Origin of the sequence: Burkholderia sp. KBS0801, from assembly GCF_005937855.2 — a bacterium.
GTDB lineage: Bacteria > Pseudomonadota > Gammaproteobacteria > Burkholderiales > Burkholderiaceae > Burkholderia > Burkholderia ambifaria.
On record NZ_CP042177.1, the window covers coordinates 2366971 to 2392817 of the forward strand.

The following is a 25847-nucleotide window of genomic DNA, read 5'->3' on the forward strand; positions in this document are numbered from 1 at the left end:
GAAGATCAATTGGAATCAGAAATGCCCGGTGAAGCGATAACGACTGCCCGGGTGCCACAGATTCGCCACCGAGGCGACGACGCCCTGCGACCAGGTACGCCGATGTAAAACCAGACACGGCTCGACGTCGTCCATCCGCAACTGCTCGCGCCGCTCGGGCGCCGGAGCCGCCGCTTCGATCCGGTACTCGACGCGCTGCAGCGGGGCCGCGCGCATCAGGTACAGGTTCGGCGTCGTGTTCGTGAAATCCTGCTCGGCATAATCCGGCGCGACCGCCGGATTCACCCATCGTTCTTCGAGCTGGACGGGTTCGTCATTCTCGAAGTGCAACACCTGCGAATAAAACAGCGTTGCGCGCACGGCCATCTGCATCTCGTCGGCGAGCGCCTCGTCGGCGCGGATCGTGTCGAGGCCGAGCACGCTGGCGCGGTACGCATGCCCGCGCGCGTCGACCTCTTCCGAAATGCTGCGGATCGCGACGAGCGTCGACTCGTACTTCGGCCGCGCGACGTAGGTGCCCGCGCCCTTCATGCGCGTGAGCACCTGCTCGGCCGTCAACTCGCGCAACGCGCGGTTGACGGTCATGCGCGCGACCTTGAACTCGCGGGCCAGTTCGTTCTCGGAGGGCACCTGGTCGCCCTCCGCCCACTCGCCGGCGTGAATGCGGCCCAGGATGAAATCCTTGATCTCCTGGTAGACCGGCGCGCTCATGGGCTTACTGTTCCGATGCGAACGAGAACGGCGCGGCCTTCGCGAACGCGCGCTCGCCGACGAGCTTCGCGATCACCGCGATGTCCGGTGCGAAGTAGTGGTCGAGCTCGTAGTGCGCCACATGGCCGCGGATCGTTTCCATCACGGGCGCCAGCTTCGGACTCGTGTGGTACGGCGCGCGCAGGTCGACGCCCTGCGCGGCGGCCAGCAGTTCGATCGCGAGGATGTACTTCGTGTTGTCCGCGATGTCGGCGAGCTTGCGCGCGGCGAACGTCGCCATCGACACGTGGTCTTCCTGGTTCGCCGAGGTCGGCAGCGAGTCGACCGATGCCGGATGCGCGAGCGTCTTGTTTTCCGATGCCAGCGCGGCGGCCGTCACGTGGGCGATCATGAAGCCCGAGTTCACGCCGCCGTCCTTCACGAGGAACGGGGGCAGGCCCGACAGCGTCGCGTCGATCAGCAGCGCGATGCGGCGCTCGGCCAGCGCACCGATTTCGGCGGCGGCGAGTGCGAGGTTGTCGGCCGCGAATGCGACGGGTTCGGCGTGGAAGTTGCCGCCCGACAGCACTTCGCCGGTATCCGGGAAGATCAGCGGGTTGTCCGACACGGCGTTCGCTTCGATCAGCAGCACGTCGGCCGCGTGGCGCATCTGGTCCAGACACGCGCCCATCACCTGCGGCTGGCAGCGCAGGCTGTACGGATCCTGCACCTTGTCGCAGTCGCGGTGCGACTGGTTGATCGGCGAGCCGTCGAGCAGGTCGCGGTACGCCGCGGCCGCGTCGATCTGGCCGCGATGGCCGCGCAGCTCGTGGATGCGTGCGTCGAACGGCTTCACCGAGCCGGCTGCCGCGTCGACCGACAGCGCACCGGCGACGAGCGCGGTGCGGTACAGGTCTTCGATCGAGAACATGTTGTCGAGCGCCAGCGCCGTCGACGCCTGCGTGCCGTTCAGCAGCGCGAGGCCTTCCTTCGCCTGCAGCGTCAGCGGCGCGAGGCCCGCGACGCGCAGACCGTCGAGCGCGCTCGCGCGCTCGCCGCGGATGAACACTTCACCGACGCCGAGCAGCACGGCCGACATGTGCGCGAGCGGCGCGAGGTCGCCCGATGCGCCGACCGAGCCCTTCACCGGGATCAGCGGCAGCACGTCGGCGTTGAACAGCGTGATCAGCGCATCCATCACCTCGCGGCGGATGCCCGAGTGGCCGCGGCCGAGGCTCGACAGCTTCAGCGCCATCAGCAGGCGCACCGACGAGCGCGCCATCGGCTCGCCCACGCCGACCGCGTGCGACAGCACGAGGTTCTTCTGCAGGAGCTCGAGCTGGTCGTGCGGGATGTGCGTGCTGGCCAGGCGGCCGAAGCCCGTGTTGATGCCGTATGCCGGCTCGCCCTTCGCCGCGATGTCGGCGACGGCCTTCGCGCCGGCGTCGATCTTCGCGAAGCTCGCGGGGTCGAGCGTGAGCTGCACGGGTTCGCGAGCGATCTTGCGCAGTTGCGGAAGGGTCAGGTGGCCGGGGGTCAACGTAATCATGTGAGCAATCCTGTCTAGACAAGTTCGGGATGGATTGCAGTGTAGCCATCGGAACTTGTCTAGACAACCCCGTTTTTAATGATTTCGACTCGGGAGTTTCCCTGATGTCGGGCGGGCCCCGCGGGAGCAGCCGGCCGGGCTCGGGAATTAACATATGTTGCAATTATTTTTTATTTGGCAACATACGAATCCACCCTTTCCCGCCATCCGCCTTCGGAGACCTGCCATGACCATCCCGCCCCGGTTGACCGCCCTTTTCGGCCGCAGGCTGCTCGTCGCCGCCTGCGCGCTCGCGTGCGGCACGGCGCTCGCCGCCCAGCCGCTGTCCGGCACGCTCGAGAAGATCCGGCAGGCCGGCCTGATCTCGATCGGCCACCGCGAAACGTCGGTGCCGTTCTCCTACGTCGACGCGAGCGGCAAGGTGATCGGCTTCTCGCAGGACCTGTGCGATCGCGTGATCGCCGCCGTGAAGGCGCGCACCGGCAAGCCCGACCTGCAGGTGCGCTTCATCCCGGTCACGTCGCAGAACCGCATCCCGCTCGTGCAGAACGGCACCGTCGATCTCGAATGCGGGGTGACCACCAATCTCGCCGCGCGCCACGCGCAGGTCGCGTTCTCGACCACCTTCTTCGTCGCGACGACGCGCCTGCTCACGCGCACGAGCTCGGGCATCCGCGACTTCCCCGATCTCGCCGGCAAGACGGTCGTGACGAACCAGGGCACGACGTCCGAACGCCTGCTGCGCAAGATGAACGAGGAAAAGAAGATGAACATGCAGATCATCAGCGCGAAGGACTACGGCGAAGGACGCCTCACGCTCGAATCGGGCCGCGCGGCCGCCTACATGATGGACGACGTGCTGCTCGCCGGTGTGCGCCAGCTCGCGGCGAAACCGGCCGACTGGGCGATCGTCGGCACGCCGCAGTCGTCGGAAGCGTACGGATTCATGCTGCGCAAGGACGATCCGCAGTTCAAGGCGCTCGTCGACGGCGTGCTCGTGCAGCTGATGAAGAGCGGCGAGATCAATGCGCTGTACGACAAGTGGTTCATGAAGCCGGTGCCGCCGAAGGGGCTCGCGTTCGACTTCCCGATGAGCGACGTGATCAGGACGCGCTACGCGGCGCCGAACGATGCGCCGCTCGAGTGAGCATCGCGCGGTGACCTCGGCTCACGCGCGCGTCCACGCGACGCAGGCCGCGTAGCCAGGCGCCGCGTCGAGCCAGCGCGCGTCGAATGCGGCCACGCCGGCCGCCGGCGCGGCCGGCTCGACGATCGTCGTCGCGGGCGTCGCCGCATCGCGCGGCGGCACGACGGCGAACGCGCGCAGCCCACCGCCGATGCCGATGCCGAGCGCCTTGAGCAGCGCCTCCTTCGCGGACCACACGCGCATGAACGCGTCGGCACGCGCGCCGGGTGGCAGGCCATCGAGATACGCGGCTTCGGCGGCCGCGCACACTTCGGCCGTGAGCGCGCGCCAGTCGGTCGTGCGGTTGCAGCTTTCGATATCGACGCCGACGCGCCCTGTCCCTGCCCATGCGATGAGCGCGTGATCGCCCGCGTGCGAGACGTTGAAATCGAGCGATGCGCGATGCGCGGGATCCAGCGACGGCCGTCCCGATGCATCGACGACGATCGCGATATCGTTCGGCGCCGTGTCGAGCGCCGCGCCGAGCACGTCGCGCAGCGCGGCGCGGGTCGCGGCGCTGCGCACCGCATCCTCGTGTCGGAGATAGCGCGCGGCACGCGCGCGCTCGGCGTCACTCAATGCCGCATAGGCCGGCGACGCGAGCGGCACGCGCCAGTCGAAATCGATGCGCGCGACCTGCACGCCGGCACGCGACGCGGCAGGCGGCAGGTCGAGCAGGTGCACGCGCCACGCGTGCGACAGGTCGGCGGAAATCTCGGAATCGGGCTGAACGGACATCGGCACGCGGCAGGCAGTCGGATCAAACGTCCGATGTTAATCGATCGCGTCGGACGCGGATCGGTGTGTCGCGACGGGCATCGTCGCCAGGGGCAGCCAGCGCGACCGCCGCATCGACGCGGCCACCCGGTTGCGGGCGCGGTCAGCCTTGCGCGACGGCACCCGGCACGCCGCTTCCCGCCAGCCGCGCACGCTGCGCCGGATGGCGCGCGTGGACGTGGCCCGGCGCATCGGCCGGCAGCGCGCCGTGCTGCAGCCAGTACAACGCGACGGGCCACAGCGTGTCGGTGAAGCGGCTGTGGAAGAACGCGAAGTGGCCGATCACATCGACGCTGATGTCGCGCGGCGCGATCCGCAGATGCGTGACGTCGCTGCCCGTGTAGTAGCCGGCCAGCCGTTCGATCGCGTCGACCGTGCCGAAGCCGTCGTCTTCGAGGCCGATCGCGAGCATCGACGCCGACAGCCGCGCGAAGCGCGCCGGCAACGCGGCGCGGCTGGCCGCGGTTTCGGCGAGCGGGCCGTGCGTGTACGCATCCTCGAAGCGCGGTTGCGCGCGCACCCACGACAGCGCGACGCCGCGCGGCGTGTCTTCCATCCAGCCGAGCCGTTTCGCGGGCACATAGCCGAACACGGCCGCGAGCGCCGGCATCGCGACGTGCCACTTCAACCACATGCGCCGCCGCTCTTGCGGTCGATAGTCGCGCCAGTACGCATACTGCGCGCCGACGGTCACCACATGACGCACGCACGCGTTCGACGCCGCGAGCCCGAGCACGCAGCCGCCGATGCTGTGCGCGACGACGTCGAGCGGTTGGCCCGCAAACGCGTCGCGCGCGTACTGCAGCGCGGCCTCGCAATCGAGCCGCCCCCAGTCGAGCCAGTTCGCGCGCAGCGTCGCGAGCCGCGCGGGGCGCGATCCGCCGATCCCGCGATAGTCGTAGACCAGCACGTCGCGCCCCTGCGCGAACAGCCACGCGGCGAAGCGGAAGTAATAGTCGCAGCGCACCGACGTCGCGCAATTGATGACCGTCACGGGCCGCACGGCACCACCGCCGCCGCGATGGCGCCACACGTAGCCGCGCAACGCGTAGCCGTCGGCCGCGGTCAGCGTCACGGGCTGCGGCGGCAATGCGTCCGCCGCCCGCCCGGGCGCTTGCTCGGCCGCGTGCGCCGTCCCGTCTGCTTCGTTCGAAATCGTCATCCTGTCTCCTGTGCGGCACCCCCTGCGCCGGCGCCCGCCCGTCTGCAGCCTCCATTGAACTTGACGCGCCCGGTGTTCTCAACCAATCTTGCTGCTCCGTTCGCATGAGCCCTACGCATGTCAACGCCGCTCGTCCGTCTCCCGTCGCTGGACCTCGTGCGCGGCTTCGTCGCCGTCGGCCGCCGCATGAGCATCACGCTCGCCGCGCAGGACCTGTGCGTCACGCAGTCGGCCATCAGCCGCCAGGTGCATGCGCTCGAAGCGCATCTCGGCGTCGCGCTGCTGCAGCGCGGCTATCGGAAGATCGCGTTCACGCCCGAAGGCGAGCGGCTGTTCCGCGCCGCGGATGCGGCGCTGCTCAGCCTGCAGCACACCGTCGCGTCGCTCGCCGCCGCGCGCGAGCGCCAGCCCGTCACGATTACCGCGAGCATCGGCGTGACCGCCTTGTGGCTGCTGCCGCGACTCGGGCGCCTGCAGGCGCGCCTGCCCGAGGTCGACTTGCGCGTCGCCGCGAACGACAAGGTACTCGATTTGCGCGCGGAAGACATCGACCTCGGGATCCGCTACTGCCCGCGCGAGCGCGCGCCGGCCGGCGCGGTGCGGCTGTTCGACGAGATCGTCGTGCCGGTCGCGCACCCCGCGCTGGCCGCCCGGCCCGTCACCGACGCGGCCGCAATCGCGGACCACGTGCTGCTCGAATTCGACGGACCGCCGCAAACGCAGCTGCAATGGCGTGCGCACCTGCACGCGGCCGGGCTCGGCGACGCGCGCCCCAAGGGCGTGCTGCGCTTCAACCAGTACGACCAGGTGATCCACGCCGCGATCGCCGGCCAGGGCGTCGCGCTCGGACGGCTCGCGCTCGTCGCGCCGATGCTCGCCGACGGCCGGCTCACGGTGCTCGGCCCGCGCTCGCAGGCGGCGTCCGATGCATATGGCTACTGGCTGTTCCGGCACGATCCGGCACCGCGCCGCGAAGTCGCCGACGTGCGCGACTGGATTCTCGCCGAAGCGGCCGAGTGCGACGCGGCGATGCGCGCGTACGACGTGGCGCAGCGGTAGCCGCGCGCGATTTTCCGCGTCGAGTCGATGCCGATGCGGCGGCGATCGTTGTGCGACGGATCGCGCTGCCGCAGGCGATGCACCGACGCCGTAACCACCGCCTCAGCCTCGCGCGTCACGCCGACAGGCTGCGCGGCAGCGACTCCTCGCACCCAGCCCGCGCCGCCCTTCTCGCCCTTCTCGCCCTCCTCACCGGCATCGCGCGCGACCTCGCATCGCATTCCCAACGCGCATGCGAACCCGACCGAATGATCGCTTGAGCGACACATCGACCGGATCGTCTAATCGGATCGAACGCGGCCATCGCGCCGCACGCATTCATCCGGAGACACGCATGACCCCGATCGAACGAGACGCTCGGCGGCGCTGGCTGCCGGTACTGGCAGGCGGCCTGCTCATGGGCGCCGCGCTCGGCATCCGCCACGTACAGGGATTGTTCCTCGCGCCGGTCACGCTCGACCACGGCTGGTCGCGCGAAGCGTTCGGTCTCGCGCTCGCGCTGCAGAACCTGATCTGGGGCATCGCGCAGCCGTTGACCGGGATGATCGCCGACCGCTTCGGGTCGGTGCGCGTGATCGTCGCCGGCATGCTGCTGTACGCGGCCGGGCTCGTCGCGATGGCGCTGGCGGCGTCGATCGGTGTGTTCACGGCCGGTGCGGGGCTCGTGATCGGCATCGCGCTGTCGGGGTCGGCTTTCGCGTCGATCTACGGCGCGCTGAGCCGGCTGTTTCCGCCCGACCGGCGCGGCTGGGCGCTCGGCGTCGCCGGCGCGATCGGCGGGCTCGGCCAGTTCTGCATGGTGCCGGTCGCGCAGGTCCTGATCGGCGGCATCGGCTGGCAGCATGCATTCGTCGCGCTCGCCGTCGTCGCAGCGCTGCTCGCGCCGCTCGCCGTGCTGGTGCGCGACCGGCCCGCGCAGGCCGCGAGCCGTGCCGACGGCACCGACCAGTCGATCGCGGCGGCCGTGCGCGAAGCGTTCGCGCACCGCGGCTTCTGGCTGCTGAATGCCGGGTTCTTCGCGTGCGGGTTCCAGCTCGCGTTCATCGCGACCCACCTGCCGGCCTACCTGCTCGATCACGGGCTGCCCGCGCGCCATGCCAGCGTCGCGCTCGCGCTGATCGCGCTGACCAACGTGGCCGGCACCTACGCGTGCGGCCATCTCGGTGGCCTGCTGCGGCGCAAGTACGTGCTGTCCGTGCTGTACCTCGTGCGCGCGCTCGCGATGGCCGCGTTCGTTGCCGCGCCGTTGTCGCCCGCGAGCGTGTACGTGTTCGCGGCCGTGATGGGCTTCACGTGGCTCGGCACGGTGCCGCTGACCAACGGCGTGATCTCGCAGGTGTTCGGCGTGCGCTACATCGCGACGCTGTTCGGTTTCGTCTTCTTCGGGCACCAGCTCGGCAGCTTCTTCGGCGTGTGGCTCGGCGCGCTCGTGTACGACGCGACGCATTCGTACCTGCCGCTGTGGATCGGCTCGATCACGCTCGGCGTGCTGGCCGCGCTGCTGCACCTGCCGATCGACGACGCGCGCATCGCGCGCCCCGGCTCGGCCAACGCCGCATGGGCATGATCCGTGCGGTGCTGGCCGCCGGCGTGCTCGCGTTCGTCGCGTGGTGCGGCGCGACCTACTTCGATTCGGGCATCGCGCTCGCGCTCGTCGAGCACGCGGCGTTCTGCAATTGACGCGGCAGTTACACCGCGCGCGGCTGGCCGGCGGCGCCCGGCTTCGGCAACGTGGCCAGCGCATCGAGCGCACGACGGCGCGCGCCGTCGTGATCGACGGTCGGCGCCGGATAGTCGAGCCCGAGCCGCACGCCGGCCGCCGCCAGCTGCGCCGCGGACGCCTCCCACGGCGCATGGATCGCCGCCGCGTCGAGGCCCGCGAGTTCCGGCACCCAGCGGCGCACGTACGCGCCCTGCGGATCGAACTTCCGGCCCTGCGTCACCGGATTGAAGATGCGGAAATACGGCGCGGCGTCGGCCCCGCAGCCGGCCACCCATTGCCAGTTCGCCGGGTTGTTCGCGGCGTCCGCATCGACGAGCGTGTCGTGGAACCAGCGCTCGCCCGCCCGCCAGTCGATCAGCAGATGCTTGACGAGGAACGACGCGACGACCATCCGCACGCGGTTGTGCATCCAGCCGGTCGTCCACAGCTCGCGCATTCCCGCATCGACGAGCGGATAGCCGGTCAGCCCGCGCTGCCATGCGCGCAGCGCGGCCGGATCGTCGCGCCACTGCATCGCGTCGAACTGCGCGCGGAAGTTGTCGGTCGCGAGCGCCGGGAAGTGATACAGCAGCACGTGGCTGAATTCGCGCCAGCCAAGCTCGCTCAGGAATTTCTCCGCGCTGGCCGCGCACGCCGCGCCGCCCGCCTGTGCCGCACCCTGCACCGCATGCCACACCTGTCGCGGCGACACGTTGCCGAAGCGCAGGAACGGCGACAGCCGGCTCGTCGCGGGCTCGCCCGGTCGATCGCGTGTGTCGGCGTAGCCGGCCAGCGACTCGTGCACGAACGCGTCGAGCCGCGCGTGCGCGCCGGCTTCGTCGGGTGCCGGCCACGCGTCGCGCAGACCGCCTGCCCAGTCCGGCGCGTGCGGGCGCAACGCGAGTGTGTCGAGCGCCACCGCGCGTTCGCGCACAGCGGCCGGCCACGGATGAAACGCGATCCGCTCCGGTTCGGGCAGCGGCGCCGCCACCAAGCGATCGCGCCGCACCGCGCGCCAGTAGGCGGTGAACACCTGGAACGGCGTGCCGGCGCCCGTCATCACTTCCCACGGTTCGTTCAGCAGGCTGCCGTTGCTGCTCTCGACCTCGAGGCCGCGCGCCTTCAGCGACGCCTTCAACGCCGCATCGGCGTCGCGTTGCGGCTGCGCATAGCGGCGGTTCCAGTACACGGCCGCCGCGCCCGTGTCGTGCACGACGCGCTCGATCTCGCGCTGCGCATCGCCGCGCAACAGCAGCAGGCGTCCGCCATGACGCCCGAGCGCCGCGTCGAGTGCGGCGAGCGCGCCGTGCAGCCACCAGCGCGCCGCGCCGCCGAGCGCACGCCCCGCCCCGTCGCCCGTATCGTCGACATACACGCATACGAGCGGCCGGCCCGACGCGACTGCGCGCGTCAGCGCGGGCTGGTCGGTCACGCGCAGATCGTCGCGGAACCATACGACGGCAGGAGCAACGGACGACTTGGCTGACACGGGCACCTCGCGGCAGGAAACTGAAAGTGATGCGTATTGTCGCGGGAGGCTCGTGCGATGTCGATGCATGCAATGCATGCGCCGGCCGCACGTGCATCGCGTGCCGACGCCGGATCGCCGGATTGCCGGCCTGCTGAAACGCCTTAGTCCATTCCGACGATTCTTCGTCGAGGTTCACGCGTGACGCGATCGACTCGCGCGTGCCGGGCTCGCCGACGCAACCGGCCGGAGCGGCGCGACGCGCGCGGCGCACGGGCCGCGGCTCAGTCCAGCCGGAACGCCGCTTCGAAACGCTCGGCGAACGCGTCGAACTCGGCTTCCGGCAGATGGTTGATACCGCCCGCGCGCTTGCGTCCGCCGCCGGTCGGGAAACCGCGGCAGAACTCGTCGGCGCAAAGCGGCCTGCCGTCGGGCACGCGCACGCTGACCACGAACCCGCCCTGCGCACGCGGCGACAGCACCGCGAGCGCCGCATGCGGCGCGTTGCGCATCCGCTCGTTCGCGAGCATCCCCGACACGCGCCGCGCCCAGGGTTGATCCGGCGTCCTGATCAGCGTCGCGCCCGGCACGTCGCGCAGCGGCACGAGCGCGCATGCCCGCGCCATGTCGTCGCGATAGCCGTCGCGCAGCGCGGCGAACACCGGCGTGTCGCGCACGAAGTCGAGCGGATCGACGCACGGCAGCATCGCATCGGCCAGCACCGCCGGATCGAAATGCAGGTCGGCGACGCAGTCGCCGTATGCGTTGTAGTTCAGGTAGAGCCCGAGCTCGGCCAGCGTGCAGCGTTCGGCTTCGTCGATTCCGTATTCGCGCGCGAGCGCGTCGCCGAGCGCCGGCAGTTCGTCGCCGAACGCCGCGACGATCGCCCAGCGCACGTGCCGGCCGCCGAGATAGCGGTTCACGAGCGCGCTCGTGCAGATGTCGGCGGCCGTGTCGATATACGCATCGAAACGCGGATCGCCCGGCAACGCGCCCGCGAAGTGATGATCGAAATAGCGAACCGCCGCGCCGTCGCGCAGCAGCCGCGCGCATGCGTCGCGGTTCTGGTCGTGCGACACGTCGAGCACGGTCACGCGATCGCCGGCCCGCACGTGGATTCGCTCGAGCAGCTTGATGTCGCGCTTCACGCCGGTCACGAGCGTGCCGCCCGCGCCCTCCGCGAGCCGCAGCTGCTGCAACGCGCAGAGGCCGTCCGCGTCGCCGTTGAACGCGAAGAAATGCCGTGCCTGCCGAGTTTCCTGCATGATTCTCTGCTCCCTCCTCAGGGCATGAAATCGCCGCCGTTCGCATCCAGCGTCGCGCCGGGCACCGCGTTCACGTAATCCGACGCAAGGAACAGCGCTGCGCGCGCACAGTCGTCGTCGGTCGGCAGCTTCGCGAGCGCGATGTTCGACGCGACCGGCGCAATGATCTCCTCCTCCGTTATCCCGTACTCGGCTGCCGCCTGCCGGAAATACGTCTGCGTCGGCACGCCCCACATCCACCCATGTGGATGCTGTTCGCGCGGATCCCGTGCACGCCGAGCTCGCGCACCAGGTATTTTGCCGCGACCGCGAGCGCGCCCTTCGATACAGCGTAGCCCGATTCCCCTGCAAATGGCTTGCGCGTCGCCTGCGTGTTGATCATCAGGATCGCGCCGCGCTTCTGCCGCTTCATGTGCGGCACGATTTCCTGCGTGAGCGTCATCGTGCCGAACACGTTGGTGTCGAACACCGCGCGCCAGCCGTCGAGATCGGCGTCCTCGACTGCCTCCGGAAACGTGCCGTGCACGAACGCGCTGTTCACGAGCGCGTCGATCCGGCCGAAGCGCTCGATCGCCTGGGTCGCGAGCTGCCGGCATTGCGCGCGCTCGGCGATGGCGGTACGCACCGTCAGCACGGCGCCTGCGACGCCGCCAGTGGTGAGCCGGCACTTGCGGTCCCACGTCATACGTCATCAGATGTGATCGAGCACGGCGACTCTCTCATGATATTCCCCAATATATGGGCATATTCCGGGTAAACCCGCGACGTCACGCCTGATGCTCCGGCGTACCATGTCATACGACGACATACTACTTAAATCACCATCCCGACGCCGACGCGGGCCGCCGCCCCGTTCGCCGCCCGACCGGAGACACCCTTGACCTCACCCGCCCTGCCCGGACGCGACCCGCTCGCGTCCGCCGTTTCGAAAGTGAAGTGGCACGTGCTGCCGCTCGTGCTGATCATGTTCATCGCGAACTACATCGACCGCGTGAACGTCGGCTTCGTCGACCGCCACCTCGAAGCGTCGATCGGTATCGGCGCGGCCGCGTACGGGCTCGGCGCCGGCCTGTTCTTCGTCGGCTACGCGCTGTTCGAAGTGCCGTCGAACCTGCTGATGCAGCGCTACGGCGCACGCATCTGGCTCGCGCGGATCATGGCGACGTGGGGCGTCGTCGCGGCCGCGATGGCGTTCGTGTGGAACGACACGTCGTTCTATGCGCTGCGCTTCCTGCTCGGCGCGGCCGAGGCCGGCTTCTTCCCCGGCGTCGTGCTGTACCTGTCGCAATGGCTGCCGCCGCAGGAACGCGGCAAGGCAATGGCGATCTTCCTCGGCGGCTCGGCGTTCGCGTCGGTCCTGTCCGGGCCCGTCACCGGCGCGCTGCTGTCGATCCACGGCTTCGGCCTGCAGGGCTGGCAGTGGATGTTCCTGATCGAGGGAATGTTCTCGGTCGCGCTGTGCGGCGCGAGCTGGCTGCTGCTGAAATCGCACATCCGCGACGCGACGTGGCTCACCGCCGACGAACGCGCGGCGCTGCAGAACGCCCTCGATGAAGAGCGCGCGACCCGCGACGTGCGTTCGAAGGTGCACGTGTCGGCCGCCACGCTGCTGCGCGACCCGCAGATCATGCTGTTCTGCTTCCTGTATTTCGCGATCCAGCTGACGATCTACGCGGCCACCTTCTGGCTGCCCACGATCATCCGCAAGATGGGCGGCCTCACCGACTTCCAGGTCGGCCTCTACAACACGATTCCGTGGATGATCGCGATCGGCGCGATGTACGGCTTCGCGGTGCTGTCCGCGAAGTGGAAGCATCCGCAGCGCTGGCTGTCGTTCGCGCTGGTGCTGGCCGCGTGCGGGCTGTTCGCGTCGACGTCGCACGATCCCGTCTGGTCTTTCGCGTCGATCTGCTTCGCCGCGCTCGGCTTCAAGGCCGCGTCGGCGCTGTTCTGGCCGATCCCGCAGGGCTACCTCGACACGCGCGTGGCCGCGGCCGTGATCGCGCTGATCAACTCGATCGGCAACCTTGGCGGCTTCGTCGCGCCGACGGCATTCGGCTATCTGAAGCAACATACGGGTTCGATCACGGGCGGCCTGTATGCGCTCGCGATCGCGTCCCTCGTCGCGGCGGTCGCCGCGCTGTTCGCGCGCACGCACCGGCGCAGCGATCCGCCGCGCGGCCTGCCGGCCGACGAGTCCTTCACGAACACCGCGATGCTCCGCCATGCCGAACACTGATCGCCTGACCGTCGTCGTCTCGAATGCCGTCGACGGCGACCTCGCCACGTTCTCGCTCACGTCCGACGGCGCGCTCGCGCCGCTCGCCCGCTACCCGGCCGGCGACGCCGCGATGCCCGTCGCCGTGCAGGCCGATCGCGCGCGGCTGTACGTCGCGACGCGCGGCGAGCAGCCGACGATCGTCGCGTTCCGCGTCGCGAGCGCCACCGGCGCGTTTGCCCGCATCGGCGCGACCGCGATCGACGCGAGCCTTGCGTACCTGTCGCTCGACCGCAGCGGCCGCTGGCTGCTCGGCGCGTCGTACGGCGGCAATTCGCTGAGCCTCTACGACGCCGCACGCGTGCGTGACGGCGACGGGGCGCCGCTGCAGGTCGTGCACGGCATCGCGAATGCGCATGCCGTCGTCGTGTCGCCGGACAACCGCTTCGCGTATGTGAGTTCGCTCGGCTCCGACCGGATCTTCACGTTCGCGCTGGTCGAGGATGCCGGCGGCCTGCGTGCGCTCGAACACGGCGAAACGCGCGTGCCGGGCGGCTTCGGGCCGCGTCACCTGCGCTTCGTGCGCGACGGCCGCGCGCTCGTCGCGGTCAGCGAATTCCAGGCGACGCTCGCGACCTTCACACGCGACACCGACAGCGGCCGCCTCGGCGACGCGCAGGTCAGCGCGCGGCACGCGGCCGTCGCCGACCTCCCGCAAGGCCATGCGCGCCCGCCCGCGCCGACCGGGCCCGCCGTGTGGGCCGCCGATCTTCACCTCACGCCCGACGAGCGCTTCGCGTATGTCAGCGAACGCACGTCCAGCCAGTTGCTCTGCTATCGCCGCGCCGCGGACGGCAGCTTCGAACCCGCGCACGCGACGCTCACCGAAACGCAGCCGCGCGGCTTCGCAATCGATCCGTCGGGACGCTGGCTCGTCGCGTGCGGCGAACAGTCGGAACACGTGTCGGTCTACGCGATCGCGCCGAACGACGGCACGCTGGCGTTGCACGCGCGCGTGCACGGTGGGCGCGGCGCGAACTGGGTTGCGATCGTCTGATTCTGATTGTCGAATGACCGATGGATCGATGCCGTGCGCACGGTCGGCATCGGTCGACAGCGGCCCGCGCCGCCCGGCGCGCCGTCAGCGCCGCTCGCTCGGCGCGACGCCGGTCCAGCGCTTGAACGCGCGCGTGAAATTCGCGCGATCGGTATAGCCGACCCGCGCCGCGATCTCGTCGACCGGCAGGCGCGTGCCTTCCAGCAACCGGAGCGCATCGCGCAGCCGGATCTCGTCGAGCAGCGTCGAATACGTCGCGCCGAATTCCGCGAGCTTGCGTTTCAACGTCCGCGCCGATACGTGCAGTTCGCGCGCGACGTCGTCCACTGACGGATAGCCGGCGTCACCGCAGATCAGCAGGTTGCGCACGCGCTCGACGATGCTTTCCGCATAGCCGAGCCGCGCGAGCTCGGCCTCGCATTGCTGGACGATCATCTGCGCGGTCTGCGCGTTCGCAGTGCCGATCGGCTCGTCGAGCAGCGCTGCGTCGCAGCGGATGCGGTTCGCGCTCGCGTCGAAATGACAGCGCGGCAGCCGTGCGCGATAGCGCGCGAACCACGGCGGCTCGGGCCATTCGAAATGCAGCTCCGCACGCGACTGCAGCGTGCGCCCCGGCGCGGGATCGAGCAGCGAGTTGAACAGGATCGCCGTCTCGACCAGGAAGTTTTCCACCGCGAACTGGCGCAGCCGGCCGAGCGCAAACGCCTCGAGCACGTCGACGTCGACGATCCCGTCGAGCTGCGTGAGCCGCACCGAAAAGTTCAGCTGGCGTGCGGCATCCGGGGCGGACAGGGCCATACGGCGGACTCCGGTGCAGTTTCGGCGGATTGTAGCGTTGCTGGCCCGTAATGACACCACGACGGCACTCTAGCCGCGCGGGGCCGCATCGGGCAGCGTCGCGACCGCGATCGTGGCCCGAAATGACACCATCATTGGCACCGACGGCCCTCGTGTGCGCAACGGGGTGCGCCTATGCTTGTCACATCGGCATTGCGCCCCACTCTTTCCGCACGGATTCCGGTCGATGAGCCAGCCCGCATGCACCTGCATCACCACGAGGTTTCGGGCGGCGAATCGGATCTCGAGGAATTCGGCATCACCAACGGTGAACGCTGGGGCGTGAAGCGGCTGCTGATGATCGCGGACGGGATGCTCGCCGTCGTGTTGCGGCCGGATGCGATGCGCCGCAAGGTCAGGCAGTACGTCGCCGCGCAGCCGGTGCAGGATGCGTCCGAACGCGTGCAATTGCGCGTCGAGCAGGTGTCGTCCTACATGCCGGTCGGTCACGCGTACTACGCGCTGTGGCATGCGTTCATCGTCCATCACGTCGGCCTGTTCGCGCTGCATGCGTTCGGCCATGCGACAACCGTGCCGGCCGTCGTCGAGCGTGTGATGCACGTCGTCGATTTCCTTGCGGTCGTGTGGCTCGGGCCGAACTTCGTGCGCAGCTTCTGCATCAACTTCGTCAGCTCGAACATGCATTACTTCGGCGACATCGATTCGCGCAACGTGATCCAGCAGACTCAGGTGCTCAACCCGTGGTGGATGCTGCCGTTCCAGCTGTTCTGCTTCAACTTCGGCAGCACGCACGCGATCCATCACTTCGTGGTGCGCGATCCGTTCTACATCCGGTAGTTGACCGCGCGAACCGCGCATGTGGCGCTGCGTGAAGTCGGCGTGCGGTTCAACGATGTCGGCACGTTCAGGCGGGCGAATCGCTGGGGCGCGTATCGCCCGGATGGCGGGATGCGCAGCGTGCAGCGGGTCGACGCGTAACGGCGGCGCGCCGGGCTCGGCTCGGCGCCCCCGTCAATTCATCAGTCGCCGATCGGCGGCATCGGTCCGTGCCCGCGGATCCATGCCCAGTTCGCGAGTTCGGCCATTTCCTTGTCGCCGCGGCTGTCGCCGTAGGCGAACAGTTTCGCGGGTGTCCGATTTCCCCACCAGCCGCGCAGCCGCACGACTTTCTGCGGGCCCCAGCAGTTCTCGCCGTTCAGCCGCCCGGTGAACCTGCCGCGCTCGAACGCGAGGCGCGTCGCGAGCACCGTATCGATGCCCGCCGTCTTCGCCCACTTCTCCAGATACAGCGACGGCGACGCGCTCACCAGCACGACTTCGTGCCCACGCGCACGATGCTCGCGCACCCGTTCCAGCATGTCGGGACGCACGAGGTTCGGCAGATAGCCGTCGACGAATCGGCGCGCGAGCGCATCGAGCGCGTCGTCGCCCATCGGGCCGAATGCAAACCACGCGAACTTCGCCTTCGCATCGCCGCGCGACAGCAGCCCGGCTTTCATCGCGACGATCCACGGCAGCGCGCGCAGCCCGGCCCACGCGAAGCGCGGCGTGCCGACGGCGTAGCGGACGAAATGGCGGAAGCTGTCGGTGGTCGTGATGGTGCCGTCGAAATCGAACGCGGCGACGATGCGGTCAGTCATGGAGAGGCGGGGACGCGATGAGATGCCGGGGAAGATAGCAGACTTGGGGGCGGGGGCGGTCATCCCCGATCACGTCGAGCGCGGCGAGCGAGTCTATCGCCGCAAGGATCGCGCACGGCGGCACGGACGCGCGGGCCACGGAAACCGGATTTCCGGCAGCTTACAGCCTCTCGTCGAAGGGGGTGGCGGGAGGCCGCGGGAGTTTGCTATACTCTCGGTCTTCCGGAGAGATGGATGAGTGGTTTAAGTCGCACGCCTGGAAAGCGTGTATAGGTTAATCGCCTATCGGGGGTTCGAATCCCCCTCTCTCCGCCAGAATCAGTGCGAAAGCCCCGCAAAATCAATCGATTTGCGGGGCTTTTTGTTTTTTGACCCATCATGCGCCCCATCATCCGGCCAAAACCCAGCCGGGTCACTGAACTTCGCTGCTTCTCATACCCACAGTAGTTGTCCGTTCCCACTACGTCACGCGCAATGAGCCACGGCTCACCGTCAGGTTCGGTGCGCAGCGCAAACTCGATATAGACCTGCTGGCAGACACTAGAGGTGAGTATGAGTTCGCACCCAATGCAGAAATGGACGACATGCGCACTATTGTCCTGAAAGTCGGCAGTACCGGAGCGCTGACGGCCGACATGGAAGCCCATAACGGCACGCTCGACGAACACGGCAAGCCCGATACAGATTTCATAACGGCATCGACAGTTGTACACATCGGTCCATGAAACGCGGCGTTGTCGGGCCGCCGTCGTCTAGAAGCAGGAAAGAAAGCTGAAGCGTTCGAAATTCTGGCCAGTGGTCGCGCTGCTGTCGAGCACATCCTACTGATGCACGATCAGCGACTCGCGAGCACGACCGCCCACGTGGTAGCGTCGACTCACGCGCGCCCAGCCCAATTCATCGCGACCGAAAAACTTTCTCCGATCTCCGACCCGCAAGCTTCGGTTGGTGGTACGCCGGACATCGGCCTTGACGGCCATGTGACCTCAGACTGCTTGCGTCTGTCGGTGGACTGTCGGGTTCCTGTCGTGTTGCGTCGGCGTTTCGCTCCCCATACTTCGCTACATCAATCAACACGATGGAGCTACGAAATGAACGGTACCGGAAACTCTCAACAAAGCCGCATGCTCACCCCGGCCGAACTGGCCGTGTGCATCAAGTTGTTCCGGGAGACACGGCAATGGTCACAAGAACAACTGGCGGCGATTTCGGGACTGAGCGTGCGCACGGTCCAGCGTGTCGAGCAAGGCTTGTCCGCCAGCCTCGATACCCGGCGCGCGCTCGCCAGTGCATTCGAGTTCGAAGATATCGATGCGCTCAACAAGCCGTTCTCGATCCCATCCGAAGAAGAATTCAAGGCAGAGAAGGAAAAGTTTGACCGGGAGCATGTCACCTTGACGGCACTTCCCTTGACCACGGGCAAGCAATTGGCGAAGCTCGCGGAAACCTGCCACGCGGACTTATCTGAACCGGCTTTCGAGTTGACCCGCGAAGCAGATGAGACTTTTGCCATGCTTGTGGACTATTTACGAGATTTCCGGGATTGCGCCGATGCGTTCAGCGAAACCCAAAAATTTGATGTGTACGACGAGTTGCAGTGTCACATCGACGCGCTCAAGACACTCGGTGTCTCGCTACGCTACGCAGAACGGAAGATGCAGGTGAAGTTCGGGGCAGACGAGAACAGCAAGCCGATGCCCATCAACGTGCTGTACGTAGTCGCCTTTCCGCTCGGCAAGGAGCCGGAGCAATTTGCGACCCCAAGGTCCGGGGGGCTTGGCTTGTAAGGAACGAAGTTTTCAATTCCGAAGGCCGGGCCACGTCGAGCGGTCGCAGCAGGGCCCCCGCGCGCCGTAACACCTGACGCCGACTTCGCTTTAATTTCCGCGTTGCGCAGCCGTCAACATGCGTCGCTCGGCATATCCGGCCTGCAAGCATCTAACCGATCGGATAGAAACTCGTTGCGATAGCGCGGGCATCCGTCTCGACCATGACATCGTGGACAAATTTCCTCTTTGCAACGTACCGCATGCAGCGCAGCCCCGATTCATCGTACGTCATGAGTTGTGCAAGCCAGTCCTCGCCGAAGTCGATGTAGACCGGGCACGCTGCATCAAGCCACGTACTTCGCGGCCGGACCCAATCGTATTGGTGGTGCCCACTGTACGCGCGCGCTAGGTCCGCATCGATTTCGTCGATCCAGTGAATTCGATGCAAGCCGTCGCCCAAATCCGCCTTGGTCGCGTTCGGATTGTGTACGTGGCACTCTGTTAGCCTAAAAAACATCCCGCCCGCTGCACCGCGCAACTCTCGCCGAGCCTTCGCCCAAACCAGATCGCGAGCCGGCTCCGACGCCGGGTCGGGCAGCGCGTGGTAAATGTCAAAATTCTGCCGAAATCCGCGCCCGTCGATAACCCACACGAGGTTGCCGTAGAACGATTCGCGGGAAGTTCGCTCGGCGCCGGTCATGGCGGAATGTTGAACTTCGATAACAATGCCTGTCGGTGTCTTGATATCTGCCCGATGGATTTCACCGTCAGGTGCGACGTGTGAAATTTCTCGGCAGGCCGCTGGAAACAGGTTTTTCCACTCGCGATGCCACGGCGTTTCATTCTCCCACCACGGATCACAGTCGCGGCGGCTAGCGTGCGCCCAATGATGCATGACCCGCGGGCCGCATTTCGCAATGGTTGCTGCTCCGCATGTCGGACACACGCCGTGGCCGCCTGGAAACGCCTCTCGGCGCTGATTTTCAACGATCGCGAACTGCACCTGCTATCCCCATCGCATCTGATTCGTGAATCACGCCGCCGTCACACATCGACCGACATGACGTGCTGCGACGCGATGAGCAATGGCGGCACCGGACACTTGCACACAGATCGTCACTCCCCTATTGCGTTGCGGCCGCAGAATCGGTGTGGACGCCACAGTTCTTCGACGCACGCAGGTTGGAAAGAGCAGCACGACGATCGTTCGCGCTTTTGAGCGCCGCGTCCTTCTCCATCACATTGCCGATCCCAAAGTCGCCAAGAAACGACAAGATCGACCGACCATCGAAACGACTTTCCTCGTCAACGTGCTGAACAAAGCCGTCGACCTTGGCGGTTTCAAGGTCAATTTCTCGGCAGGTCATGGTGGATTTCTCGAAGCCGGTCAATTGCCCCTCGCGGCCGTAGTTCTTCGTCGCGCAACCGGTCAGCAGAATTGCCGCCGCGAGCGTCACATAGATCCCCGTCTTATTCATGTCATGTTCCTTTTGATCAGCTTGCCCGCACCAACGCCATTGCAATGGAATCGGCAAGCTTCACAAGCTTAGGGTGTTAGCACGTTGCCGGCTATGCGTGCAATCTCTATCAGGCGATGGGACGCGATCCAGGTCCGGCGCTCGCGTTCGGATAGGGCCCGGAGCTTCGTTGTTCTCGCCAACTACCTTGGACCGGTGGAGTCAGTTGACCGGCCTGCGTCCGCCGTTTGTTGATCGCCTCCGGGAAGTGAGCGTCGGTCGTGAGTTGGATGAACGTGTAGCGCTTGTACTCCAACACGGGATCACCCGGCAGAGGTTGCAGCCAGTCTGGATGATGAAACCTTGGCCAATCAGGCTGGTGCAGTTGTCGATACCATCATAAACCGAGCGATGTCGGGCATCAAAAATTGGAGTATCTTTAGGGGCGTAATTAATGATAGACGGCAGTTTTCAGACATTAATACCAGAAGGGTAGGCGCTTACGGATGCGTACAAGATGTTCCCGAGAGTAGAGTCCCTGCAAGGGTAAGGGCCATGGTTATCGCTCATTTGCAAGATAGGGCAAACGGCGGCCCGTCCCTCGTGGGCAACAATCGGAGCTATGCAAATCCCTATGTCTTAGACGAGGCAACGGACGCAACAAGAGCATGGGTTGAGGATGTTGTTCGTCAAGCAAGCATCACTGGATACAGCTACGGAAAGGGACGCGCGATTCACGTGCATGGAACAATCCAAGGTCTAATTCCTTTTTGACCGGACCGTGTCACCATAGCACTGCCGGAATCAGAAAATCAGTAATTTTTAATAGAGCCATGAAAAAAATCATCCCACTCGTATTTTTTCTCTTACCCCTCACCGCTTTTGCCGATGCGTGCGCCAATAGCGGAAACGTATACGACGACTTGTCGTGCACCAATCAAACCCTGGATAACTCAAAAAAAGAACTCAATACAATCTATCAAAAATTGTACTCTTCCACACAGTACAAAAACGAGTTTGAGCAATCTCAGAGGGCTTGGCTCAATTACCGGGACAAGCAGTGTAACGGATATATCGCAGCCGAGGCATCGCAATCCCAAGGTGCCGGCCCCGGTCTAATTACGAAAGATTGTCTAGCCACGATAACCAAACAACGAGTCGATTATTTGAAAACACTTCTCGTGAAATAGTGGGCTGATATGATGAATTTAATTCGCGTAGGAGATGACACCGACCACAGAGGAAAAGTCGAAACTGGTTTTACGACGATGCGATTCGACGGCCGGTATGTCGCCCGCAACGGCGGCCCCTCTCTCCGCCAGAATTCAAATGCCCGCGCAAGCGGGCATTTTCGTTTGTGGCCCGCCGCCCCGCCCCTCCCAAACCGCCCCCTGTTGGCCGTCCCAAGCGACTCCCCTCACGGATGCCGAATATAATCCACCAACGCCCGCGTATACTCATCCGGCTCCCGATCGACCAGACTGACCGCGATCGCCACCACAAACCCCGCCGGCACGCCGAATACGCCTGAACTGATCGGCTCGATCCCGAACCACGTCCGACCGGCAAACCCGGTGAGCTGCGTGAAAAACGGATACGTCGACACGATGTAATACACACAAACGGCAAGCCCCGTCACCATCCCGGCGATCGCGCCGCGCGTCGTCGTCCGTTTCCAGAACACCCCCAGCACGAGCACCGGAAAGAAACTGGACGCCGCGAGCGAAAACGCCGCACCGACGAGAAACAGAATCTTCCCCGTATTGAGCGACGCGACATACGACGCGAACAGCGCGACGCCGAGCAGCAGCACCTTCGAGACCGTCACGCGCCGCTGGCTCGATGCATCGGGCGCGACCATGCAGTAATAGACGTCGTGCGACAACGCATTCGCGATCGTCAGCAGCAATCCGTCCGCGGTCGACAGCGCGGCAGCCAACGCACCAGCCGCGATCAACCCCGACACGACATACGGCAGCCCCGCGATCTCCGGCGCGGCCAGCACGACCATGTCCGGCTGCATCTGGATTTCCGACCAGTGGACGATGCCGTCGCGAATCACCTCGACGACGCTGATCAGGTCCGGTTCGAAGTGATGCCACTGCGTGACCCACGCAGGCAGTTCGGCGATCGGCCGCCCGACAAGGCTGGTGAGAATCTCGTACTTGATCATCACCGCGAGCACCGGCACGCTCAGGTAGAACAGCGCGATGAAGAACAGCGTCCAGCCGACCGAGCGCCGCGCGGACGCAACCGACGTCGTCGTGTTGTAGCGCGTGAGGATGTGCGGCAGGCTCGCGGTGCCGAGCGACAGGCACAGCAGCAGCGCCAGGAAATTCCGCTCGCGCGGCTTGCGCTCGTCGTCGCTCGCGGCAGGAAACGGCTCGTGCATCGGCACGGGTGGCTCGGCGCGTGCCAGCAGGTCGTCGCGCGCCTGGGTCCAGATCACGCGCGCGCCCGTCGGGTCGCGCGGGAAGTCGGCCAGCTCGCGCTCGCGCTGGTTGATCTCGCGCAGCGGCCCGTTGTGGCGCCGCAGGTCCGCAAGCTGGTCGACGAGTTGCCGGCGTGCGTCCGCATACGATCCGGGCAAGCGATCGAGCTGCCCCTGGACGAGCGCAGCCTGCCGGCGATACGCATCGCGCACCTGCTGCTCCTCGGCCGCGTCGCGCACCTGCGCCTCGCGCGCCGCCACACGCTCCATCAGCTTGCCGTAATTGAACTGCGGCACGGGCCCGAGCCCGTTCTTCATCGCGATCAGCGACACGGGGATCAGGATCGCGCTGATCAGGATGATGTACTGCGCGACCTGCGTCCATGTGACCGCGCGCATGCCGCCGAGAAACGAGCAGACGAGAATGCCCGCGAGCCCGCAGAAGATGCCGATCGCGAAGTCGACGCCAATGAAGCGCGTCGCGATCAGCCCGATCCCCTGGATCTGCGCGACCAGATAAACGAACGAGCACAGGATCGCCGCACCGGCCGCAAGCGCGCGCACGGCCGTACTCGAAAAGCGCGTGCCGAGAAAATCGGGGATCGTGTAGCGCGCGAGCTTGCGCACGTACGGCGCGAGCAGGAACGCGACGAGGCAGAACCCGCCCGTCCAACCCATCACGTAGGCGAGCGCATCGTAGCCGGTCGCGTAAAGCGACCCGGCGAGACCTATGAACGACGCGGCCGACAGCCAGTCGGCCGCGGTCGCCATCCCGTTGAACGCGGACGGCACGCGCCGCCCCGCCACGTAGTATTCGACGAGATCGGACGTGCGCGACAGCAGCCCGATCACCGCATACACGGCGATCGGCACGAACAGGAACACGTAGCCGATCCAGACGCCGGAGCCGGCCGCGCGCTCGATCCGCCACAGCAGCAGCACGAAGCCCAGAAAGCCGAGCGTATAGAGCGCGTACGCGCGAATCAGTCGATGCGTCAGCATGGATCAGCGGGCATGGTGCGGATTGCCCGCCTGCGCGGCATGCTCGTCGTACGCACGCCGCAGCGCGCGGTCCGCGCGCTGCATCAGGCCGATGTAGACGACGATCAACACGAGATACACGAGAATCGCGCCCTGCGCGCCGACATAGAACGGCAGGCTGAAACCGGCGAAGCGAATGCCCGCGAGCGCGGGCGCGAAGAACGGCACGACGAACGACACCGTGAAGCCGATCGCCATCAGCACCAGGATCAGCGCGACGTTGAAGCGCCAATAGCGCGCATGAGCGCGCGCGAGCGGCTCGGGAACGGGCGGCGGCGCGGCACGCGCCGGACGGGACGGAACGGTCATGCCGTTATTTAGCAAAAAGCCCCTGCGCGGACAATCGGGATTGCCGCGCGGGGGCTCGTGCGCACGACGTGCGCAACGGGTTCGATCAGCGCACTTCGGCGAGCTGATCGAGGATCGCCGGGTTCTCGAGCGTGGACGTGTCCTGCGTGATCGCTTCGCCCTTCGCGAGCGAGCGCAGCAGGCGCCGCATGATCTTGCCCGAGCGCGTCTTCGGCAGGTTGTCGCCGAAGCGGATGTCCTTCGGCTTCGCGATCGGCCCGATCTGCTTGCCGACCCAGTCGCGCAAAGTCTTCGCGAGCGCCGCCGCTTCCTCGCCTTCCGGACGCGAACGCTTCAGCACCACGAACGCGACCACCGCCTCGCCCGTCGTGTCGTCCGGACGGCCGACCACCGCCGCTTCCGCCACCAGCTCATGCGAGACCAGCGCCGACTCGATCTCCATCGTGCCGAGCCGGTGGCCCGACACGTTCAGCACGTCGTCGATGCGGCCCATGATCGTGAAGTAGCCGGTGTCCTTGTCGCGCACCGTGCCGTCGCCGGCCAGATACAGCCGGCCGCCCAGTTCTTCCGGGTAATAGCTCTTCTTGAACCGCTCCGGGTCGCCCCAGATCGTGCGGATCATCGCGGGCCACGGCCGCTTGACGACCAGGATCCCGCCTTGCCCGTTCGGCACGTCCTGGCCGGTCTCGTCGACCACCGCGGCCATGATCCCCGGCAGCGGCAGCGTGCACGAACCCGGCACCGTCGGCGTCGCGCCCGGAAGCGGCGTGATCATGTGGCCGCCCGTCTCGGTCTGCCACCACGTATCGACGATCGGGCAGCGCTCCTGGCCGACGTGCTTGTGGTACCACATCCACGCTTCCGGATTGATCGGCTCGCCGACGGTGCCGATGATGCGCAGGCTCGACAGGTCGTAGCTCTTCGGGTGGACCTTGTCGTCGGCTTCGGCGGCCTTGATCAGCGAGCGGATCGCGGTCGGCGCGGTGTAGAACACTGTGACCTTGTGATCGCCGATCATCTTCCAGAAGCGCCCGGCGTCCGGATAGGTCGGCACGCCCTCGAACACGACCTGCGTGCCGCCGCACGCAAGCGGCCCGTACGTGATGTACGTGTGGCCGGTGACCCAGCCGATGTCGGCCGTGCACCAGAACACGTCGGTCGGCTTCCAGTCGAAGGTCCACTTCATCGTCTGCGCGGCCCACAGCAGGTAGCCGCCGGTGCTGTGCTGCACGCCCTTCGGCTTGCCGGTCGAGCCCGACGTATACAGGATGAACAGCGGATGCTCGGCGCCGACCCATTCCGGCGCGCACGTGTCGGATTCGGCGTGGGCGAGTTCGTGCATCCACAGGTCTCGCCCGGCGTGCCAGTCGACCTTGCCGCCGGTGCGGCGATAGACGATCACGCTCTTCACCGCGTCGCAGCCGCCCATCGCGATCGCTTCATCGGCGATGCTCTTGAGCGGCAGCGTCTTGCCGCCGCGCGCCTGCTCGTCGGCGGTGATCAGCGCGACCGCGCCGACGTCGACGAGCCGTTCGTTCAGCGATTTCGCGGAAAAGCCGCCGAACACGACCGAGTGCGTCGCGCCGATGCGCGCGCAGGCCTGCATCGCGACGATGCCCTCGATCGACATCGGCATGTAGATGACGACGCGATCGCCCTTCGCGATTCCGCGTTTCTTCAGCGCATTCGCGAAGCGCGACACGCGTGCGAGGAGATCGGCGTAGGTGACGCGCGTGACGGTGCCGTCGTCGGCCTCGAAGATCACCGCGACGCGCTCGCCGTTGCCGGCTTCGACGTGGCGGTCGAGGCAGTTGTACGACGCGTTGAGTTCGCCGTCGTCGAACCACTTGTAGAACGGCGCGTCGCTCTCGTCGAGCACCTTCGTGAACGGCTTGTGCCACGAAAGGCCTTCGCGGGCGAGACGCGCCCAGAAGCCCTCGTAATCGCGCTCGGCTTCGGCGGCGAGTGCCTCGTAGGCCGGCATGCCGGAAATGGTTGCCGCCTTTGCGAGCGCCGCGGGCGGCGCAAACTGACGGGTTTCGTGAAGAACCGATTCAATCGCAGACATCGACTACCCCTTGGTGAACATGAATCCTCTGCATGGCGGCGCGATCGTGCGCACCGCGTCTTGGCCGGCGCACGATCGCGCCGCTGTCTCCCACCACCTGCGCGCGCCCCGAAGGCACGCACGATGCTGCGCCGCACCACGTCACGCGACGGTGAGCGTACGGCCCGGCGATTTCCACGATAAGCGCTCGAACTTACCCGT

At 66.7% G+C, this 25847-nt stretch carries 23 protein-coding genes, 1 tRNA gene and 3 pseudogenes; 12 read left to right on the forward strand and 15 right to left on the reverse strand.

The genetic code is table 11. From position 1 onward, the window contains the following. Positions 1-15: 15 nt before the first annotated feature. Both hutC and hutH read right to left on the reverse strand, forming a co-directional pair. Positions 16-711, reverse strand: a complete 696-nt coding sequence (gene hutC / locus FFI87_RS11190; protein WP_011657419.1) for a histidine utilization repressor — start codon at positions 709-711, stop codon at positions 16-18. Positions 712-715: 4 nt separating this feature from the next. After that, positions 716-2239: a histidine ammonia-lyase gene (gene hutH / locus FFI87_RS11195; RefSeq protein WP_138847443.1), complete on the reverse strand. Its 1524-nt coding sequence runs from the start codon at positions 2237-2239 to the stop codon at positions 716-718. Positions 2240-2465: 226 nt separating this feature from the next. On the opposite strand from hutH, the gene FFI87_RS11200 reads away from it, so the two are divergent. Further along, complete coding sequence (locus FFI87_RS11200) at positions 2466-3386, forward strand: glutamate/aspartate ABC transporter substrate-binding protein (RefSeq protein WP_138847442.1); 921 nt, start codon at positions 2466-2468, stop codon at positions 3384-3386. A 21-nt stretch (positions 3387-3407) separates the two neighbouring features. Here the strand turns inward: FFI87_RS11200 and FFI87_RS11205 are convergent, their stop codons facing one another. Then, entirely contained in the window at positions 3408-4163 is a 756-nt protein-coding gene (locus FFI87_RS11205; protein WP_138847441.1) for a 4'-phosphopantetheinyl transferase family protein, read from the reverse strand. A gap of 142 nt (positions 4164-4305) precedes the next feature. Beyond that, complete coding sequence (locus FFI87_RS11210) at positions 4306-5364, reverse strand: alpha/beta fold hydrolase (RefSeq protein ID WP_138847440.1); 1059 nt, start codon at positions 5362-5364, stop codon at positions 4306-4308. Between the two features lie 117 nt (positions 5365-5481). Here FFI87_RS11210 and FFI87_RS11215 point away from each other — a divergent pair, with 117 nt between their 5' ends. From FFI87_RS11215 to FFI87_RS34820, 3 genes are all read left to right on the forward strand, one after another. Beyond that, positions 5482-6423, forward strand: coding sequence for a LysR substrate-binding domain-containing protein (locus FFI87_RS11215; protein WP_138847439.1), 942 nt, complete (start codon positions 5482-5484; stop codon positions 6421-6423). A gap of 334 nt (positions 6424-6757) precedes the next feature. Then, complete coding sequence (locus FFI87_RS11220) at positions 6758-7990, forward strand: MFS transporter (protein ID WP_138847438.1); 1233 nt, start codon at positions 6758-6760, stop codon at positions 7988-7990. Next, positions 7981-8103, forward strand: a complete 123-nt coding sequence (locus FFI87_RS34820) for a hypothetical protein (RefSeq protein WP_041489831.1) — start codon at positions 7981-7983, stop codon at positions 8101-8103. The genes FFI87_RS11220 and FFI87_RS34820 overlap by 10 nt, the downstream gene beginning before the upstream one ends. Before the next feature lie 8 nt (positions 8104-8111). Here the strand turns inward: FFI87_RS34820 and FFI87_RS11225 are convergent, their stop codons facing one another. From FFI87_RS11225 to FFI87_RS11235, 4 genes are all read right to left on the reverse strand, one after another. Further along, positions 8112-9614, reverse strand: a complete 1503-nt coding sequence (locus tag FFI87_RS11225) for a cryptochrome/photolyase family protein (RefSeq protein ID WP_138847437.1) — start codon at positions 9612-9614, stop codon at positions 8112-8114. 263 nt (positions 9615-9877) lie between these two features. After that, positions 9878-10858, reverse strand: a complete 981-nt coding sequence (locus FFI87_RS11230) for an acetyltransferase (RefSeq protein ID WP_138847436.1) — start codon at positions 10856-10858, stop codon at positions 9878-9880. Positions 10859-10875: 17 nt separating this feature from the next. Further along, on the reverse strand, positions 10876-11085 hold the full coding sequence (locus FFI87_RS34825; protein ID WP_244097105.1) for a hypothetical protein: 210 nt from the start codon (positions 11083-11085) through the stop codon (positions 10876-10878). Next, a complete protein-coding gene (locus FFI87_RS11235) occupies positions 11037-11543 on the reverse strand; it encodes an SDR family NAD(P)-dependent oxidoreductase (RefSeq protein WP_244097106.1) in 507 nt (168 codons plus the stop codon). The genes FFI87_RS34825 and FFI87_RS11235 overlap by 49 nt, the downstream gene beginning before the upstream one ends. A gap of 192 nt (positions 11544-11735) precedes the next feature. On the opposite strand from FFI87_RS11235, the gene FFI87_RS11240 reads away from it, so the two are divergent. Next, a complete protein-coding gene (locus FFI87_RS11240) occupies positions 11736-13097 on the forward strand; it encodes an MFS transporter (protein ID WP_138847435.1) in 1362 nt (453 codons plus the stop codon). Beyond that, positions 13084-14133: a lactonase family protein gene (locus FFI87_RS11245; RefSeq protein ID WP_138847434.1), complete on the forward strand. Its 1050-nt coding sequence runs from the start codon at positions 13084-13086 to the stop codon at positions 14131-14133. Before FFI87_RS11240 ends, FFI87_RS11245 begins: the two co-directional genes overlap by 14 nt. Before the next feature lie 84 nt (positions 14134-14217). On the opposite strand, the pseudogene FFI87_RS11250 reads toward FFI87_RS11245, so the two are convergent. Next, positions 14218-14892 (reverse strand): annotated as a pseudogene (locus FFI87_RS11250) (helix-turn-helix domain-containing protein); the annotation flags it as partial. Between the two features lie 276 nt (positions 14893-15168). Between FFI87_RS11250 and FFI87_RS11255 the strand changes: the two are divergent. Further along, a pseudogene (locus FFI87_RS11255) lies at positions 15169-15909 on the forward strand (fatty acid desaturase); the annotation flags it as partial. 41 nt (positions 15910-15950) lie between these two features. Here the strand turns inward: FFI87_RS11255 and FFI87_RS11260 are convergent. Continuing rightward, complete coding sequence (locus FFI87_RS11260; protein WP_012364274.1) at positions 15951-16571, reverse strand: HAD family hydrolase; 621 nt, start codon at positions 16569-16571, stop codon at positions 15951-15953. Positions 16572-16795: 224 nt separating this feature from the next. Here FFI87_RS11260 and FFI87_RS11265 point away from each other — a divergent pair. The 3 genes from FFI87_RS11265 to FFI87_RS11270 all read left to right on the forward strand — a co-directional run bounded on the left by FFI87_RS11265 (position 16796) and on the right by FFI87_RS11270 (position 18358). Continuing rightward, positions 16796-16886, forward strand: a tRNA-Ser gene (locus FFI87_RS11265). A gap of 260 nt (positions 16887-17146) precedes the next feature. Next, positions 17147-17296, forward strand: a complete 150-nt coding sequence (locus FFI87_RS34450) for a hypothetical protein (RefSeq protein WP_175734826.1) — start codon at positions 17147-17149, stop codon at positions 17294-17296. Between the two features lie 366 nt (positions 17297-17662). Continuing rightward, on the forward strand, positions 17663-18358 hold the full coding sequence (locus tag FFI87_RS11270; protein ID WP_138848474.1) for a multiprotein-bridging factor 1 family protein: 696 nt from the start codon (positions 17663-17665) through the stop codon (positions 18356-18358). A gap of 151 nt (positions 18359-18509) precedes the next feature. On the opposite strand, the gene FFI87_RS11275 is transcribed toward FFI87_RS11270, so the two are convergent. Next, complete coding sequence (locus FFI87_RS11275) at positions 18510-19343, reverse strand: competence protein CoiA (protein WP_041489833.1); 834 nt, start codon at positions 19341-19343, stop codon at positions 18510-18512. 121 nt (positions 19344-19464) lie between these two features. After that, positions 19465-19818, reverse strand: coding sequence for a hypothetical protein (locus FFI87_RS11280; protein WP_012364277.1), 354 nt, complete (start codon positions 19816-19818; stop codon positions 19465-19467). An 812-nt stretch (positions 19819-20630) separates the two neighbouring features. On the opposite strand from FFI87_RS11280, the gene FFI87_RS11290 reads away from it, so the two are divergent. Together FFI87_RS11290 and FFI87_RS11295 are read left to right on the forward strand one after the other, a co-directional pair. Continuing rightward, complete coding sequence (locus FFI87_RS11290) at positions 20631-20987, forward strand: lysozyme inhibitor LprI family protein (RefSeq protein WP_138847433.1); 357 nt, start codon at positions 20631-20633, stop codon at positions 20985-20987. A gap of 9 nt (positions 20988-20996) precedes the next feature. Continuing rightward, positions 20997-21101 (forward strand): annotated as a pseudogene (locus FFI87_RS11295) (PAAR domain-containing protein); the annotation flags it as partial. A 113-nt stretch (positions 21102-21214) separates the two neighbouring features. Here FFI87_RS11295 and FFI87_RS11300 read toward each other — a convergent pair. The 3 genes from FFI87_RS11300 to acs all read right to left on the reverse strand — a co-directional run bounded on the left by FFI87_RS11300 (position 21215) and on the right by acs (position 25646). Then, positions 21215-23230, reverse strand: coding sequence for a sodium:solute symporter family protein (locus tag FFI87_RS11300; protein ID WP_138847432.1), 2016 nt, complete (start codon positions 23228-23230; stop codon positions 21215-21217). Positions 23231-23233: 3 nt separating this feature from the next. Then, positions 23234-23578, reverse strand: a complete 345-nt coding sequence (locus FFI87_RS11305; protein ID WP_012364279.1) for a DUF4212 domain-containing protein — start codon at positions 23576-23578, stop codon at positions 23234-23236. A gap of 85 nt (positions 23579-23663) precedes the next feature. Next, on the reverse strand, positions 23664-25646 hold the full coding sequence (gene acs / locus FFI87_RS11310; protein ID WP_138847431.1) for an acetate--CoA ligase: 1983 nt from the start codon (positions 25644-25646) through the stop codon (positions 23664-23666). Positions 25647-25847: the final 201 nt, after the last annotated feature.

Coding starts and splice junctions, on each gene's coding strand:
- hutC (WP_011657419.1), bottom strand. CDS start 711: ATGAGCGCGCCGGTCTACCAGGAGATCAAGGATTTCATCCTGGGCCGC.
- hutH (WP_138847443.1), bottom strand. CDS start 2,239: ATGATTACGTTGACCCCCGGCCACCTGACCCTTCCGCAACTGCGCAAG.
- FFI87_RS11200 (WP_138847442.1), top strand. CDS start 2,466: ATGACCATCCCGCCCCGGTTGACCGCCCTTTTCGGCCGCAGGCTGCTC.
- FFI87_RS11205 (WP_138847441.1), bottom strand. CDS start 4,163: ATGTCCGTTCAGCCCGATTCCGAGATTTCCGCCGACCTGTCGCACGCG.
- FFI87_RS11210 (WP_138847440.1), bottom strand. CDS start 5,364: ATGACGATTTCGAACGAAGCAGACGGGACGGCGCACGCGGCCGAGCAA.
- FFI87_RS11215 (WP_138847439.1), top strand. CDS start 5,482: ATGTCAACGCCGCTCGTCCGTCTCCCGTCGCTGGACCTCGTGCGCGGC.
- FFI87_RS11220 (WP_138847438.1), top strand. CDS start 6,758: ATGACCCCGATCGAACGAGACGCTCGGCGGCGCTGGCTGCCGGTACTG.
- FFI87_RS34820 (WP_041489831.1), top strand. CDS start 7,981: ATGGGCATGATCCGTGCGGTGCTGGCCGCCGGCGTGCTCGCGTTCGTC.
- FFI87_RS11230 (WP_138847436.1), bottom strand. CDS start 10,858: ATGCAGGAAACTCGGCAGGCACGGCATTTCTTCGCGTTCAACGGCGAC.
- FFI87_RS11235 (WP_244097106.1), bottom strand. CDS start 11,543: ATGACGTGGGACCGCAAGTGCCGGCTCACCACTGGCGGCGTCGCAGGC.
- FFI87_RS11245 (WP_138847434.1), top strand. CDS start 13,084: ATGCCGAACACTGATCGCCTGACCGTCGTCGTCTCGAATGCCGTCGAC.
- FFI87_RS11260 (WP_012364274.1), bottom strand. CDS start 16,571: ATGACTGACCGCATCGTCGCCGCGTTCGATTTCGACGGCACCATCACG.
- FFI87_RS34450 (WP_175734826.1), top strand. CDS start 17,147: ATGGACGACATGCGCACTATTGTCCTGAAAGTCGGCAGTACCGGAGCG.
- FFI87_RS11270 (WP_138848474.1), top strand. CDS start 17,663: ATGAACGGTACCGGAAACTCTCAACAAAGCCGCATGCTCACCCCGGCC.
- FFI87_RS11280 (WP_012364277.1), bottom strand. CDS start 19,818: ATGAATAAGACGGGGATCTATGTGACGCTCGCGGCGGCAATTCTGCTG.
- FFI87_RS11290 (WP_138847433.1), top strand. CDS start 20,631: ATGAAAAAAATCATCCCACTCGTATTTTTTCTCTTACCCCTCACCGCT.
- FFI87_RS11300 (WP_138847432.1), bottom strand. CDS start 23,230: ATGCTGACGCATCGACTGATTCGCGCGTACGCGCTCTATACGCTCGGC.
- FFI87_RS11305 (WP_012364279.1), bottom strand. CDS start 23,578: ATGACCGTTCCGTCCCGTCCGGCGCGTGCCGCGCCGCCGCCCGTTCCC.
- acs (WP_138847431.1), bottom strand. CDS start 25,646: ATGTCTGCGATTGAATCGGTTCTTCACGAAACCCGTCAGTTTGCGCCG.